The 15,585-nt window shown below is 46.6% G+C and carries 13 protein-coding genes; 9 read left to right on the forward strand and 4 right to left on the reverse strand.

The genetic code is table 11. The features are described 5' to 3' along the window. Position 1: 1 nt before the first annotated feature. On the reverse strand, positions 2-1,156 hold the full coding sequence (locus ACO1NU_RS02305; protein WP_448816837.1) for a zinc-dependent alcohol dehydrogenase: 1,155 nt from the start codon (positions 1,154-1,156) through the stop codon (positions 2-4). A gap of 229 nt (positions 1,157-1,385) precedes the next feature. Here ACO1NU_RS02305 and ACO1NU_RS02310 point away from each other — a divergent pair, with 229 nt between their 5' ends. The 5 genes from ACO1NU_RS02310 (at position 1,386) to ACO1NU_RS02330 (ending at position 5,294) form a co-directional block, all read left to right on the forward strand. Next, positions 1,386-1,613, forward strand: a complete 228-nt coding sequence (locus tag ACO1NU_RS02310) for a hypothetical protein (protein WP_448816838.1) — start codon at positions 1,386-1,388, stop codon at positions 1,611-1,613. Between the two features lie 58 nt (positions 1,614-1,671). After that, a complete protein-coding gene (locus ACO1NU_RS02315) occupies positions 1,672-2,832 on the forward strand; it encodes a baeRF7 domain-containing protein (RefSeq protein ID WP_448816839.1) in 1,161 nt (386 codons plus the stop codon). 142 nt (positions 2,833-2,974) lie between these two features. After that, positions 2,975-3,238: a hypothetical protein gene (locus ACO1NU_RS02320; protein WP_448816840.1), complete on the forward strand. Its 264-nt coding sequence runs from the start codon at positions 2,975-2,977 to the stop codon at positions 3,236-3,238. A 193-nt stretch (positions 3,239-3,431) separates the two neighbouring features. Next, a complete protein-coding gene (locus tag ACO1NU_RS02325; protein ID WP_448816841.1) occupies positions 3,432-4,307 on the forward strand; it encodes a cyanophycinase in 876 nt (291 codons plus the stop codon). Positions 4,308-4,424: 117 nt separating this feature from the next. Further along, positions 4,425-5,294 carry a manganese catalase family protein gene (locus tag ACO1NU_RS02330; protein ID WP_448816842.1) on the forward strand — a complete coding sequence of 290 codons (870 nt, stop codon included), beginning with the start codon at positions 4,425-4,427 and terminating at the stop codon, positions 5,292-5,294. A 28-nt stretch (positions 5,295-5,322) separates the two neighbouring features. Here ACO1NU_RS02330 and ACO1NU_RS02335 read toward each other — a convergent pair whose 3' ends face one another. Continuing rightward, on the reverse strand, positions 5,323-7,215 hold the full coding sequence (locus ACO1NU_RS02335) for a family 1 glycosylhydrolase (protein WP_448816843.1): 1,893 nt from the start codon (positions 7,213-7,215) through the stop codon (positions 5,323-5,325). A 74-nt stretch (positions 7,216-7,289) separates the two neighbouring features. After that, a complete protein-coding gene (locus ACO1NU_RS02340) occupies positions 7,290-8,423 on the reverse strand; it encodes a glycosyltransferase family 1 protein (RefSeq protein ID WP_448816844.1) in 1,134 nt (377 codons plus the stop codon). Between the two features lie 110 nt (positions 8,424-8,533). Here ACO1NU_RS02340 and ACO1NU_RS02345 point away from each other — a divergent pair, with 110 nt between their 5' ends. Further along, the gene (locus ACO1NU_RS02345; RefSeq protein WP_448816845.1) at positions 8,534-9,754 is read left to right on the forward strand and encodes a family 1 glycosylhydrolase; all 1,221 of its coding nucleotides are present in this window, start codon (positions 8,534-8,536) and stop codon (positions 9,752-9,754) included. Positions 9,755-9,768: 14 nt separating this feature from the next. Here the strand turns inward: ACO1NU_RS02345 and ACO1NU_RS02350 are convergent, their stop codons facing one another. Next, the gene (locus tag ACO1NU_RS02350; protein ID WP_448816846.1) at positions 9,769-9,957 is read right to left on the reverse strand and encodes a hypothetical protein; all 189 of its coding nucleotides are present in this window, start codon (positions 9,955-9,957) and stop codon (positions 9,769-9,771) included. 326 nt (positions 9,958-10,283) lie between these two features. On the opposite strand from ACO1NU_RS02350, the gene ACO1NU_RS02355 reads away from it, so the two are divergent. From ACO1NU_RS02355 to ACO1NU_RS02365, 3 genes are all read left to right on the forward strand, one after another. Next, entirely contained in the window at positions 10,284-12,716 is a 2,433-nt protein-coding gene (locus tag ACO1NU_RS02355; protein WP_448816847.1) for a hypothetical protein, read from the forward strand. A gap of 127 nt (positions 12,717-12,843) precedes the next feature. After that, a complete protein-coding gene (locus ACO1NU_RS02360) occupies positions 12,844-14,190 on the forward strand; it encodes a glycoside hydrolase family 88/105 protein (RefSeq protein ID WP_448816848.1) in 1,347 nt (448 codons plus the stop codon). 84 nt (positions 14,191-14,274) lie between these two features. After that, positions 14,275-15,564 (forward strand): rhamnogalacturonan acetylesterase, encoded by a 1,290-nt coding sequence (locus ACO1NU_RS02365; RefSeq protein WP_448816849.1) that lies wholly within the window; start codon positions 14,275-14,277, stop codon positions 15,562-15,564. The last annotated feature ends 21 nt before the right edge of the window (positions 15,565-15,585 follow it).

Raw genomic sequence — 15,585 nt, forward strand, 5'->3', positions numbered from 1 at the left:
TTTAAGTTCGTGCTGTTGGAGGAATCAGGATCGGTTTTATACAGTTATCGAGTTTGGCCGAAAAGATGTGATAGGCGTCTGCAGCTTCCTCCAACGGTACCCTGTGGGTTATAATCCCTTTCGGGTTTAATCTTCCTGCCTGCACATGTTCAATTAACCTAGGCAGCAAGCGTTTCACTGAGGCCTGGTTGGCTCTGATGGTAATTCCTTTGTTGACTACGTTGCCAATCGGCACGAGATTGTCTGTTGGACCATACACGCCCACGATGGATACAATACCACCCTTTTTTACTGCGTTAATTGCCCAGTGCAGTGCTGTAGCGGAACCGGCCTGCAGGAGCATCTTTCTGCCGGTAATGGTTTGCATGGTATTACCGGCCGCATCGCCACCTACCGCATCGATACAGACATCGGCACCCAGCCAGTCGGTTGTTTTCTTGATAAATACAACGGGATCTTCCAGCGACTTGAAATTATACGCTTCGCAATTGGCGTAGTTCCGGACAAACTCCAGCCGGTATTCGAGGTGATCGATCACAATCACTCTCCCTGCACCAAAGAGCCAGGAGCATTTAGCTGCCATGATGCCGATGGGGCCGGCTCCAAAGATCACTACGGTATCGCCTTTCTGAATTCCGGCCATTTCTGCAGCCTGATATCCGGTGGGTACGACGTCTGTCAATAAGACGGCGTCGTCGGGATCCATGCCTTCAGGGATGACTGTAGGACCAACATTGGCATAGGGTACACGTACGTACTCAGCCTGTCCGCCGTCATAACCACCTGCTGTATGGGAGTATCCGAATATACCACCCACGGCAGTAGCCTGGGGGTTAGATTCGTGGCAATTGCCGTAAAGTTCCTGTTTGCAGAAAGCGCATTTACCACAGGCGATGTTGAAGGGAACCATGACCGTGTCGCCAACTTTTATTTTGGTCACTTCTGATCCGATTTCTTCAACGACACCGATAAACTCATGGCCAAAAGTCATACCGACACGGGTGTCGGGTACCAGGCCATGGTAAAGGTGGAGGTCAGATCCGCAAATGCAGGATCTGGTTACGCGAACGATGGCGTCTTCCGGATGCATGATTTCCGGGTAGGGCTTATGATCCACACGGACCCTGAACGGGCCCCGGTAATTCATCGCTAACATAGAAGTCCTTTCTTCCTTAGATATTGACTGTTTTTCATATTACGTTTTTTAGGTAAGCAGATGAAGTGGAAACGAATAAAAACCCATGATGTTTGCGCCGTTGGAAATTAGCGTACAATTGAACGGGAGTTCCGCCTGAAGGTATGTGCCCTTGAGGAAGAGGCTGAAAATTGAAAATAATTAAAGCAGCTCCCATGAATTTTTGTTGCTTATGAAAACATCTATTACTATGGGAAAGACTAAAAACGGCGTGTTTGTGCCGCCAAAGGGAAAGCCATCCGGCAGTGGAAGAGAAGGTTCAGGACTGAAAGACGCTTTTGCAGTTACTGATCTGAAGACAGACGAAGAACTGGCAGAGCGTTTTATGGAAGGGCCTGACGAGACATCAGATAATGTTAGTGTCAGACATCCTAACAGGAATGTGAATAAGGGGCGCGAGGATGACGCTCAGGAGTAATCGCGGCCAATTGGTTTAACAGATACGGGGCCTGCGTGCCTTGTATAAACATGATGATATGGAAGATTTAGTAAAAGAAGAATTTTCAGAACTCACGAACTATAAGGCTTCGACCTGTATTTCTATTTATCTCCCAACGCATAAATCAGGTTCGGAGATTAATGAGAAGCAAGACCTAATCGTATTTAAAAATAACTTGCAAGAATGTGCGCGGCAACTGGCCGCAAATGGTAAAGAGAAGCCGGAGATCGAGCAGCTGCTGCAGCCGGCCTATGAATTGCTGAAACACGAGACATTCTGGTATCAGCTTTCGGACGGTTTGGCTGTATTCATTGCAGATGGTTTTTTCAAAGCGTACCGTGTTCCGGTAAAAGTGAAAGAGGAGCTCCATGTCAATAGCTCATTCTATCTGAGCCCGCTTGTGCCTTATGTGACCCATACCGGGTATTTCTATCTTTTGGTATACAGTAAGGATGCCTGCAACCTGTATAAGGGGAATGGCTATGGAATGAAGAAAGTGGTAGTGGAAGGCTTGCCGCTGGGGATGGATGACGTTATCCACTTTGAAGAGAAAGATGAGCGAAAGCTATTCCGCGGCGGGGGCAATGCGCCGGGGGCAGAGGCGAACTTTCACGGACATGGAAGCGGCCTGGCTGATGAGAAAGAGTATATTTCTCAGTACCTGAAAGAAGTTGACCAGACACTTTGGACAGAAGTCCTGGCTAATGAAAAAGCACCATTGATCCTGTCATCCGTGGAGTACATGGTCGGCTATTACCGTCAGATTTCGCGGTACAAGTATATTGCGGAGGAGAATATCACCGGTAATTATGATCATGAGGGTCTCAATGCCTTGTATGAACGAGCGAGAAAAATTGCCGAGCCTCTCCTGAAGCAGGAGACGAAAAAGGCTTTGTTGAACTACTATAACCAGGTGGCGACAGATCTGACATCATCCATGCCAGAAAAGATTATCCCGGCTAGCTACTATGCGCAAATATCAGACCTGTTCGTACTGGAGAATTATCATGTATGGGGGACGTTCAATGAAACGGACAACAAGCTGAGTATTCATCCCGAGAAACAGGATGGGGACGAGTGTTTAGTGAATAAGGCCATCGTGAACACGCTGGCGAACGGCGGCGCAGTATACGTGCTTCCTCAGGAGAAGATGCCGAAGGAAAGCTCTATTGCGGCTTTCCTGCGCTTCAAGGCCTAGTTTTTCCCGACTAATCAGATAAAGAGGTATTTGTGCCGCGAGGATGTGTTTCACGCAATCTTCAGGTGACAAATACCTCTTTTGTTTGCGATGATAAACCAAGCGGTGCCGCGCTCTGTTAATGGGTATTTATATGCAGACTATGAAAAGTACACATATCTTTTTTCTGGCCATGATATTTTTCTCCTCATGCGGAGGGCAGAATACGCCCTCTAAAGTGGAGGCGCCCGGGGGAGAAAAGACGGCTAAGGATCGCGTCCTGGAAACAGGCGCAGACATCCTGCAGGACAAGAGTCCTTTAAGCCGGTTCAATACGTATCTGGATGGCTTTCACTTTTATAATGGCAATCCGAAGGCGCAGATGGAAGCGTATCACAGGACGGACAGATACATCCTCATCTGGTAGAGGAGCGTGACAAGCGTTTCGGCGTTTCTACGGCGAAAACCCGTGAGCAGCGGAAAGATATTTCTGCTCCTCCTGTGGTCAGAGGAGCGAACGCCTGGGAGCGTGGGGAAATCAGACAGTTCACTATCACGAATAAGGCGGATTCAGCTGTGCACAAGCATCAGATAAACTAGTACTACATTCTATCTATTACATGAAAAAAGAGATCAAGCAATTTTCTGCTCCCGTTCCGACAGGAGCTTTATTCCTGGTAGGAGGACACGAAGATAAGGGTGCTGAGGACCTCGAAAAAAAGGGACAATCTAAGCACCCGGAGGTGCTGAAAGCTTTCGTAGATCTTTTAGGTAAGAAGGATCCGGTAATTGAGCTGGTTACAACGGGAAGTGCTGACGGGAGTGCTTATTATGAGGATTACCAACGCGCATTTTCAGAGCTCGGAGTTAGTCAGCTGGGGCATATACATCATGATACCCGCGCGGAGATTATCAAAGACGAATCAGGGGACGGGATTGTTGACCGGATAAAAGCTGCCGACGGGATTTACTTCAGTGGCGGAGATCAGCTTAAACTCACCTCCATATATGGGGGCACCACGTTTTTGTGTACGCTGAAAGAGCGCTATGTTACTGATCAACTTGTAGTAGGAGGGACGAGTGCCGGTGCTATGGCGATGTCGACCCCCATGATCTACGCCGGGAACAAAGGGGTACAACAGATTGCAGGTGAGATCAAGGTAACTACGGGACTTGAGTTTCTGAAAGATGTCTGCATTGATACTCATTTCGTGGACCGGAGCAGGTTTGTCAGGATGGCGCAGGTTATTGCCAGTAATCCAACCTGTATTGGGATGGGAATAGAGGAAGATACGGCCATAGTGATAAGAAGGGGTATCGAGGCGGAGGTATTGGGAAGCGGGATCGTGATTATTGTGGAGGGCTTTGGGCTAACAGATTCAAATATTCTGAACCACGGCGCAGATGAGAAAATATATATCCATGATCTTAACGTCAGGATGCTGTGTTCGGGATGCATTTACAAGATCCCGAGAAACAGTCCTCCGCACTGGTGATTCGACCGATACGTAGTTTCCTTTCAGAAAGGGTATTTATCCCTTAAGCCGGTTCGCTATAGAGTTGTTGTTCAGGTGGTTATTAAAAATATTTATTCACCATTTAACATCTACACTATGTTTTTTCACGACAAGAGGACCCAATACACCGTAAGGGTCGACAAACCAGATCCACAGTTCGCCAGACTGCTTCAACAGGCTATCGGCGGAATAGAGGGCGAAATCAGAGTTTGCTTACAGTATCTTTTCCCGGCCTGGGGGAACCGGGGGCCGGCGAAATACCGGGACATGCTCCTGGAAACAGGTACCGAAGAAATTTCACACATCGAAATGCTCTGCACTGCTGTAGCGTTAAACCTGGAGGGTGCATCAGGGGGAGTGATTGATCATATTGTCACTGCAAACCCTGTTGTAAAAGAAATTATGGGAGGAATGGACCCACGCCATTACTTGTCGACCGGATTGGCAGCCATGGCCTCGGATGCTAACGGTGTTCCGTTCAATGGATCGTGGGTAGTGGCGAGTGGAAACCTTGCTGCGGATATGTATGCGAATGTTATGGCCGAATCTACCGGAAGAGTTTTAGCTACGAGATTATGGCATTCGACGGAAGATCCCGGGATGAAGGATATGCTGTCTTTCCTGATTGCGCGGGATACTATGCATCAGAATCAGTGGCTGGCTGTTTCGGAAGAGCTCGGTGGAATAAAAGGTGTTCATCCAATACCCAACACTTTCCCGCAGGCAGAAGAGCCTGGCGAATTTAACTATTCGTTCGTATCGACCAATTTGGATAGGCCGGCTAATCCCGGAGCCAGGTGGACACAGGGCACGTCTGTAGATGGCAAGGGCGAGTTCAAGTTTGTTCACGGTGCGCCGATGGGTGAGGAGCCTAAGTTGAGTCCTCCCATTCCGGAAGGGTATGCTCAGGCGGAGCAAATGAGATCTAAAGATGATAGCAGCAGTAGCACAGGCAGTTTATTGTAGTCTGCTCTTATTAAATATTGTCAGGCCATCAGAGACGATGCGCCCGTATTGAGTCGCTTGTTCCGGTAAGAGCCGGGTGGTAGTTCTGCTTTGGATTAATTAGGTGCCAGACCCCGCGCTCATCATCCTGCATAAGGTCGAGTGCGCAATTCAGGAGTTCACGTATATCTGTAGATGTGAACGTAAGCCACTTTACCCTTCTTGACGACGTGTTGGATGTCGCTTCATATTCTTCATGAGAGAAAAGACTTGTGCGAATCATCAGTATTTTCGGATTCTGTAGCATGACATGATGTTCAGTTAAAGGATCCTTTGAGAACGTCATCATTTTGACATTGCAGGATTTCGCAAGGGCAGCCAAATTGCTGGACTTGCGGATCACATTTAAGTCAGCCTCCTTACCGGATCCAGCTCCCTGGTTGGACAGCAGGAATTCGCCCGCATCCACAATTCCCAAAATTTCCCTGCCCGGTAAGAGTGCAGCAAGATCGGATTTGCTTGTCAACTGGAGTTGTTCCCGGCTAACTATTTGGTAAGGTATGTTCCTCAGTTCGCACAAACGAGAGAATGTGCCTGCCATAGCGCCTGAATCAGCTATGATAAGCAATATCGGGCCAGGCGTCTCTTTTCCTGCAGCTCCTAAAGGAATAGTCTTGTGATATAGAATTCGAGCCTCACGCTCCCACCATCCTTTTTGCTTGAGAAGCGGATGCTTAAGACGCAGACCACTCGAGGCCTGCAAAATGAGTGTACTTAAGGCTGTAGCTCTTGGAACGCCTGAAGAGACATCAAAGACTCCCGCCTCGTAGTCGCCGCACTCTTGTCTGAGAAGACAGTTCCAACCGAATGATCCCAGTAAGGCCCAAGGGGTCACAGCAACTATATCGGCCCCTTCTTTTTTTAATCTCCGTGCATCTTTAAGAACGGTATTGAACCACCTCATCTGTTCTTCACGCGTACAGTGAAGGTGAACCTCTGTTATTGCTGTAGGGATTTTATAGCGATTCCATACCTCCTTTAGGATGCGGTAGGGTCCGTAAGGTCTGGCACAGCCTACTCTGATAACTTCTACGTCTGCATACTGGTGTCGTCCGTTTCCACCATGTGTATGTTCCGGATAGATATGAAGTCTGTCATCCAGATAACGCTCGGAGGTGAGGTAATGATTAATGCCGATAACATCGGGCGGACAAAGGTTTTCCTGAAAGAAGGAAATATCTTCGGGAGTTATCCCGTTTTTTAACAGATACGGGTATAAAGGATGGGTTTCGTCCACTTTGCCACAAAGAAGATCCAGGCTGAGCCAGCGTCTCTGATTTTCGAAATCTGCCTGGTAGCGAAGCTTTGGTGTGCTATGCGTGCGACCCATGTCTTCGGTTTGAACGAGCCGCGCGTCTGGGTTAACTTTACGGATCGCCTGCATCGAAAGTACCGTGGCTTTGCATTCGTTCATCAGTATCCTCAGAAATGTACGGGCATTTAAACCATGTGGATACCAAATTCCGTATAGTCCACAGAACCTCGCTGTGGTTAAAGGTTCATTAACAGGTGTATAGTACTGGATCCAGGGGAAGGCTGTCGCAACGTGGCCGGCATACTCAGCAAGTCCTGTGGCGAATGATTCATCGGAGATGTTTACGTAAGAAGGACCACTGCCATGATGTACCAGTCCAACGATTGGTTCTACCTTTAAGTCCCGAAGGCGCGTGAGCCGTTCGGATGTGAGCGTCCAGTCAATTGTCTGATCTTTTTCAGGTTGGTGCCTTTCCCAAAGGACAGGATATCGCAATTTTTTTATACCCAAGCCCGCGAGTAGATCGAGATCGCCCTCCCGATCATAGTGGCCGGCATACTCCAGCTGGTCCATGTACTTGTCGCCAACGCGGTTTATCGTACATTCTATTCCTCCCCAAATCTCCATATTTTAAAAAAATTAAGTCGCACCGTTGAGGGGTGCGACAGTATCGTAACTTGATTCTTCTAAAGTGGATTGGGCTAGCTTGCGAGCGAAATCTTACCCTTGTTTTTCACAGTGTTGCTGATCCTCGCGGTCATGGTTGCATAGGTGTTATCCCAGCAATTGTCGGCAAGGAAGGCGTCGGATTTGGCGAGCCATGCGGACTTGTCGGTTTCCGCCAGCTCCTTTTCAGCATGCTTGATGAAGTCTTCCGCAGAGCTGCCTATATGAACCAGTTTGTTAATGCCGTAAGGGTGAACAACATCCCTTATGGGAGTTGATATTACAGGCCGGCCGGCGCTCATATACTCGGGAGTCTTTGTGGGGCTGATAAAGCGGGTGGATTCATTCAGAAGGAAGGGAATCAATGCAATGTCCCACCCGGATAGATACGCCGGAAGCTCCTTATAGTTCTTCTGTCCGAGGTAATGAATATTCTTGTTTCTAGGTAGAATATCAGGAGAAATCTTAACCACTGGACCGATTAGAATGAGCTGCCAATCTGGTCGCGCATCCGCTATGTTCCTAATCAGATCGATATCAAATCGTTCATCGATTACCCCATAGAAGCCGAGTTTGACTCCTTTGATATTCGCCTGATCTTCTGGTTCCAATGTACCTGTCCGGGCAATTGCGAAATGTTCCTTTTCGATACTGCTTGGAAAAGGGAAGATGTTTGCATGCTGATTTTTCTTAGCCTCATATAAAGCTTGTCCGCCGGTGAATACAACGTCGGCTTTGTTCATCAGTTGTTTTTCAAGATCCTTCAGTTTGGCTGGTGCATTTTTGAAAGCAGAAAGCTCATCCATGCAGTCATAGATCGTGATCTTGGGATTATACTTGGATGTGAAGTTTAAAGCCATTGGAGTGTAGTACCAAAAGGCGAAATCTTCCACTTTCTTGGTGGCAAAGAATTTGTCGAGTAATTGAGTAAGTACAGCGTCGACGTCAGTCCCTGCTGAGTTTGAAATTAAAGGAACTCCTACCCAGAGATTGGGAAGCTTTCTGCTGAACTGAATGGTCGATTCCGGTTCATCAGTAAACAGCGGCTCCTCCAAAAAATAAACTATGCAGTCGTTTGCAAAGCGACTTAGCAGATGTTGCGGACGTTGATATACAAAGTCCCATCTCAAGTGCGAAAAGCACATCAAATAAGGCGGTATTTCTTTCATAATCTTAGAAGTTAAAAGAATAACGCAGATGCGCAGAAATGGTTTTAGTGAGAAAATTAAAACGCAATGCTGTGAATGATTGTTAGCTAGTACCGAATAATCAGCTGCTTATGAATGTTAAGAATAAGTTTATGTTTGCTACCGGGATAGAAAACAGCTATCCCATGATCACACTTCCAGATGGTACCAGAAAACGGGTAGACGAGATGGAAAAGTGCGGGCATTATCAACGTTGGAAGGAAGATTTCGATCTTGTAAAAGAAATGGGGATTGAGTTTCTGAGGTACGGTCCTCCGTATTTCAGTGTAAATACGGGTCCAGGACAGTATAACTGGAGCTTTGTTGATGAGACTTTCAGGTATCTAAAGAAGCTTGGAATTACGCCCATCGTGGATCTGTGCCATTTCGGATTGCCTGACTGGCTTGAAAATTTCCAAAATGAAGATTTTCCGAGGCATTTTGAGGAATATGCGCTTGCATTCGCGAAACGCTATCCATATATACAGTTTTATACTCCCGTGAATGAGATATTTGTGACGGCGGCGTTTTCAGGACAATATGGCTGGTGGAATGAAAAGGGAACCTCCGACAGGACGTTCGTTACCGCGCTCAAGAACCTTTGTAAAGCGAACGTGCTGGCCATGAATGCGATTCTGACCGTTCAGCCTGACGCTATTTTTGTTCAAAGTGAATCGTCTGAGTATTTCCACCCGGAGACACCTGATTGCGATAAACTCGCGACCTTCCTGAATCAGCGGCGGTTTCTATCACTCGACCTCAGTTATGGATATCCAATCAGTGTGTCGATGTACGAGTATCTTCTTGAAAACGGGATGACTAAGGAAGAATACCAATGGTTTGAAAGCAGTGTAATCAAAGGAAGTTGCGTCATGGGTAATGATTATTACGTGACCAACGAACATATGGTTCACGAAAATGGATCCACTTCTGCTGCAGGGGAAATATTCGGGTATTATGTGATTACTCATCAATATTATAGCAGGTATAAGTTGCCGATTATGCACACGGAAACGAATATTGCCGAGCCAAACGCTGTACGATGGTTGCAAACGCAATGGGCAAACGTTCGACGACTCAAGAGAGACGGAATTCCGATATATGGATTTACGTGGTACAGTCTTACGGACCAGGTTGACTGGGACTCTGCCTTACGAGATGATGCGGGGAGGGTAAATAGCCTGGGCCTCTATGATCTGGACAGAAAAATAAGACCAGTCGGGCAAGCCTATAAGGAACTGATCAGACAATGGCAGCCAGCATTAGAAGACGAAAAATATGTATTGCATTTTAAATCGGGTATTTACCGCTAAGAAAAAAGAAGAGATTATGATCTCTTCTTTTTGTTTTTTCTAAAGTTCAGATTCAATTTAGCAGCCGGCTTATCCTCTGGAATTAGCTCTTTTGTGCAATACCATGATCCATGCGCTGTATAAGTAGCCTCCGGCTGATTATGTTGACTCAGGTCCGGGAACATCTTCATCAAGTTTTCTCCTGCTTCGTATCTGCTTTTCATAACTTTTGTATTTACGTTGTTAACACTTTGGTAGAAGGTTTGTTTCAAAGAAAAGGAACTTTTCTTACTAAATGTCACTAATTCACAGAATGTTACCTGATTTTCTCGCATTTGTGTAGAGGAGTAAAAGAATTTGCCTTAAAAAAATGAATCTGCTATATGGATGATATCATCATGAGAGTAGAATTTATCTCCAAACGTTTTTAATATCTACACGATTCTTCTCAACATACTTCCCGTTATTATAATATGCTGATAATCATGTGTAATGTTTGGTAGGTTTGCCACAGAAACTACATGGATTATTCACAGTTATGATATCAGCGATGTTCAGAAAATATTGGATTTTTACCATCAACGGATTTTTTTGTTTCTTACTTGCCAACCCTACTGCGCTAAATGCTCAAAGCACTTACATAGCACCTCAGGATACCGTCAGATTGAAGCGTTCTGCCAACGAAGCCGTTTCGAGCTATCATAGCTCAACATTCCTGAAGGCAGATTCAAGGCTGGCTGGAGCTGCCGTTAAAGCTGCAGACCTGCTGATGGATACACTCCGGTATAACACGAGGAAGGGCCTTTCGGTTGACTCTGTGTTTTCTAATGCGGATCTTAAGTATGTTACGGGTCAAGGTCTTAACGGTGCAGTCGCCTTGTTTGAGCTTGTAAATACTCGCCTGCCAAAAGGAAAGTTTTTGGTCTTCAGAACGGATTCTCAGCAAGTAGTGACAGCAGAAAACCCGCTCGTCCTAAGAGATCTCAGGATGCTCATAGCGGCTCACCCTGTCACGAAACAAAGTGATGCCCGCCAATGGCAGGAACATGTGTTCCAGGCGTATATGGCTCGTGATTACGGTACCACTTTACATAATACCATTACGATCACCTCGGCAACAAGAGAAATAAGGGAAACGCCTGATCTTGAATTGATTGACTTCAACGGCGGAGCCATTACCCTGGCGGAGATATTGAGGAGGGAACAACTAAGAACGGGAGACAGAGTGAAAGCTGAGAAAGCCGCCGTTGCGGAGTTTCGATCAAGAACATATCCTGGCAAACAGATGTCAAAGGAAAGCGCAAACGAAAATTACAGACGTGCTCTGTTTGAACTCATGCGGTTACAGGAGGGGGATATGCAGCGTCATCCTCAAACAAAGGCGCTGCTTCAGCAGCTGAAAGAAGATCTAAGTAAAGGTAAAGGGAGCAAAGTGGTACAATCGCTTAGAAGAAGTAGTTTTTTCGACGCTAACGTACCGGGGAACCTTGGACCGGTTTTGCTGACTGAGACGGATGTTATCGATCCTGATAAGATTAAAAGTGAAGCAGATTCGAAAGCGATGGAGCTCATGATGCTGACCTCTCTTCACTACGGAGAACGGGATGCTGTAAAGCTCTTTAAGCGTCTGCTGGAAGGCAGAGGAGAACTTTCAGCCAGCACTATGGGGGATTTCTCGGCTAAACGTCTCGGACAACTGAAAGACCATGGAACAGAGAAGCTCAAGTCACTTGGTTACGGAGCGGATAAGACCGCAGGAATAACTTTCTCAGATCTTGTTCTATTGGCAGTTGCCGCTCCGGAAGTACCGGTCACACGATCGGGCCCAGGATACCTGAGCCTGCAGGAAGCAGGCGAAACCGTCGTTAACTACTATTCGGTCACAGAGACGCACGAGAAAAGATATGCAGTATTGTTCAATCCGAGGATTATCGCAGGCAGCCGTCATATAGAGCACAGAAGTTCATATGATCCGGTTGATTTCGTCCCTGAAGTGATCAATGGTGCAGCCATAGGTCAAGAGGGCTCGCGTGTGGTTTTGAATGGTTTAGAAATAAGACTTGAGTCGGATATCTACTTCTCAGATATCGAGAAATTAGCTGCAGGGGGAGTAAAGCCCTTTATATATCCGGAGTTTGGGATTGTGGCTGGATATGGAAGAAGAGAAGTGGGTTACGATAAAAAAGCTCTTGTCGGACCACATGGAGCAGTGCCTCAATACAGCTCGAGCTATTGGAACTGGGGTGGACACATCGGTCTTAACGTTGGGCCGCTGGTGTTATCTGCGGATGCAACAGTTTTATCCACATCTGAGAGGGATGATCCTTATGAACGGTTCTTTGATCTTTCAAGCGGGATGACTTACTATCGCTACGGAGTACTTCTGCACGTATTTAATAAACCATTTGGCAGCATCGTTAAGTCTGATCGGCTTCGCTTCGTCATCGACGCGGAATTTGCCGGTGAAACCAATAATGAAGGTACACCTAACCGCACCCATACCCAAAGCGGGGCAGCCCAGACAGGTAGTGGTGAATGGAGGCGGGATTACGATAGAGCCCATCCCGGTGGCGTTTATAACCATGCAATAGCTACTGAAATGATCCTGAACGGGGATGTTAAGGCCTCTTATGCAGCCAGTAACTTTGCCGCAATACATCTGGGAATTCAAAGAAACGGACTTTTGTTAAAAGGGACCGTGGGGCTTTATAATAACAAGACCATTGAAGGATATAACGACGGCGAATGGGCGAACAAATTGTTTCAAAATACCCTTAAGGGGCGTCTGTTCGGAGGACTTAGTCTTACTTATTCTTTCGATTCCAGAAGCTGGTCAGAGAGCCACAAAACCTCATCGTCTTATAAAACCATCAAGGGCGTCAAGTCGGACGAGCAAAAAACAACGACATCGAGTGCGGAGAGCGGTGTTGGAAGAATACGCAATCATGCTATTTTTACCGGTAAAAAGTCGGGGATGAAATAGAATATGTAACATGTATGTTTCAAAGGGATTGATCAGCTGATTTTTTCTAAATGGCAGGATACCACAGGACAGGAACCATTTAAAAACTTTCTAGCTTAGGTTCGCAGTTATACAACCTAAGTAACCAATGAAATTTTTTCCAATAGCCTGCACCATTCTTCTATTTAACGGCGTGAGCTTTGCCCAGGCCCAGCACACCGGGAATGATGTTACCACGCCGTTACACCTGTTAAAACCGGATTATCCTGTACGATATGGTGAAACGAAAATCCAGGACATCAAAGTGGTGTTGGATAGAATTTATCATTATTTAGATGCTGCGACACCAGCGGAACTCGTTAACAAACAGTCTGGAGAGGTGATCCGCGATCTTAAAAAAGCAGATCAAAATTATGTTTTTAAACAAGGCGATTTCAGGCTCATCAGTTATGAGTGGGGTGTTACTTATTCAGGGATGCTTCTATCGGGGGAGATTACTGGCGACCGGAAATTCACTGACTACTCGGCCAAACGAATAGACCTCATTGCTCAGGTAGCATCTGCTTACCGACAAGTGTATAACGAAGCTCCCAAAGCGGAAACACCGGTAAGATCGGTTCTTGAGCCACGTGCGCTTGATGATGCAGGATCGATGTGCGCAGCGATGATTAAGGCTTCGCTGTCGGGCTCTCTAAAGTCTGATATACGGCCTGTCGTTGATAATTATATCAACTATATAGTAACCAAGGAGTTCCGCCTGGCCGATGGAACGCTCGCGAGAAACCGTCCCCAACCGAATACCCTTTGGTTGGATGATCTGTACATGAGTTTGCCCGCATTGGTGCAGATGGGGAAATTAACCGGTGAACGCAAATACTATGACGAAGCGATAAATCAGTTCAGGTTATTTTCCGGACGGATGTTCAATAAAGAAAAAGGACTGTATATGCACGGGTGGGTGCAGGACATGGATCCTCATCCCCAGTTTCATTGGGCCCGGGCAAATGGTTGGGCATTGCTTACCAAGATCGAAATGCTCGATGCTCTACCTGCAGACCATCCGAGTCGGCAGGAGGTATTATCTCAATTTAGGTCGCATATAAAAGCGCTGGCATCACTGCAGCACGGAACAGGATTCTGGCACCAGCTGTTGGACAGAAATGACTCCTACCTCGAAACTTCTGCCACTGCCATATATGCATATTGCATTGCCCACGCGGTAAACAAGGGATGGCTTGATGCAAAAGCATACGCCCCAATGGCTTTGTTGGCGTGGAATGCGGTCAGTTCAAAGGTGAATGAAAAAGGACAGGTTGAAGGTACCTGCGTGGGCACAGGCATGGGATTCGATCCCGCGTTTTACTACTACCGTCCCGTTAACAACTATGCAGCTCACGGCTATGGTCCAGCTCTGCTTGCAGGAGCAGAAATGATTCGATTGCTTCAGAATCATCCTTATGAAATTAACGACAGTTCCATTCAATTTCTACGATAGCTGCATGCAGTTCTGGATGAATGGCTCCGAGGTGAAGAAGGCAGAACCGAACGAGAGGTCATCATGCTAAAAAAGACTTTCCCAATGAAATTATCTTTCAAAAAGATGTATATGTATAATAAGCTTCTGATCGCGCTGCTGATCGTTGCTTCCCCAGCTTTCGCTCAGCAAAATAGTGATCCTGCAGGAAAACGCTCCTGGAAATATGAGCTGAGAGCCGGAAAAGCAAAACCCGGTTTCCTGGCCGTAAAGCCGGAGGATGTCTATTCACCCGGAAGTGGTTACGGATTCGACTTTAATTCAAAACCTCAAGCAGACAAACCTTTCTATTTTTCTGTGCAAGTGCCTGAAGGGAACTACCGGGTTACCGTCACGCTCGGAGATAAAAAAGCGCATTCGAACACAACAATAAAGGCAGAATCCAGACGGCTGATGCTGGAAGGTGTGAAGACTAGCCCGGGGCAAATGTTGCGAAAGAGCTTTATCGTCAACATAAAATACAGAAAGATAAATAAAGGTCAGGAGGTTAGTCTCAAGCCCAGGGAGCTGACAAAGCTGGACTGGGATGACAAATTAACCCTTGAGTTTAGCGCGCAGACAGCTCTTCAAACCATCGAAATAGAGAGGGTCGACAATCAGATTACCGTTTTCCTGGCTGGAAACTCAACCGTTGTAAATCAGGAAGAGGAGCCATGGGCATCCTGGGGTCAAATGATTCCCCGGTTTTTCAAGCCTGGCGTTGCTATCGCTAATCATGCAGAATCCGGACTTTCTCTTGGTAGCTTCATCAGCAGCAGGCGACTGGAAAAGATATTGAGCGTTATTAAACCAGGAGATTATGTCTTCGTGGAGTTTGGCCATAATGATGAAAAGGAAAAAGGACCCAATGCCGGTCCATATAAATCTTATACCGAAAGACTGAAGCTTTTTGCCCGAGAGGTGAAGGCAAAGAGGGCTCAGTTGGTTATACTTACACCTACAGCGCGCAGGTCCTTTGATCCGTCAGGCTTGATGGTTAATTCGCATGGCGACTATCCTGATGCAGCAAGGAGGGTAGCTTCTGAAGAGGGCCTGCCACTTATCGATCTAACCTCGCTAACTACCAAAATGTATGAAGCACTTGGTTCCGAGGGGTCGAAAAACGCCTTTGTCATCTATCCGGAACAGAACCTGAATGACAATACGCATTTCAATCCATACGGAGCCTACCAGATTGCAAAGATTGTAGCTCAAAGCATCAGGGACAACAAACTGAGTCTCGCGAACTATCTCGTAGATATGCCTGCGTTCAACAGTGCTGAACCGGATCCCTTTTCATCTTTCTCCTGGCCGCCAAGCCCTAAAGTCAGTGTTATTAAGCCTGACGGCAATTAATAATTTACGCCCTTAACTGTA

The sequence above is a fragment of the Arcticibacter sp. genome (assembly GCF_053551015.1).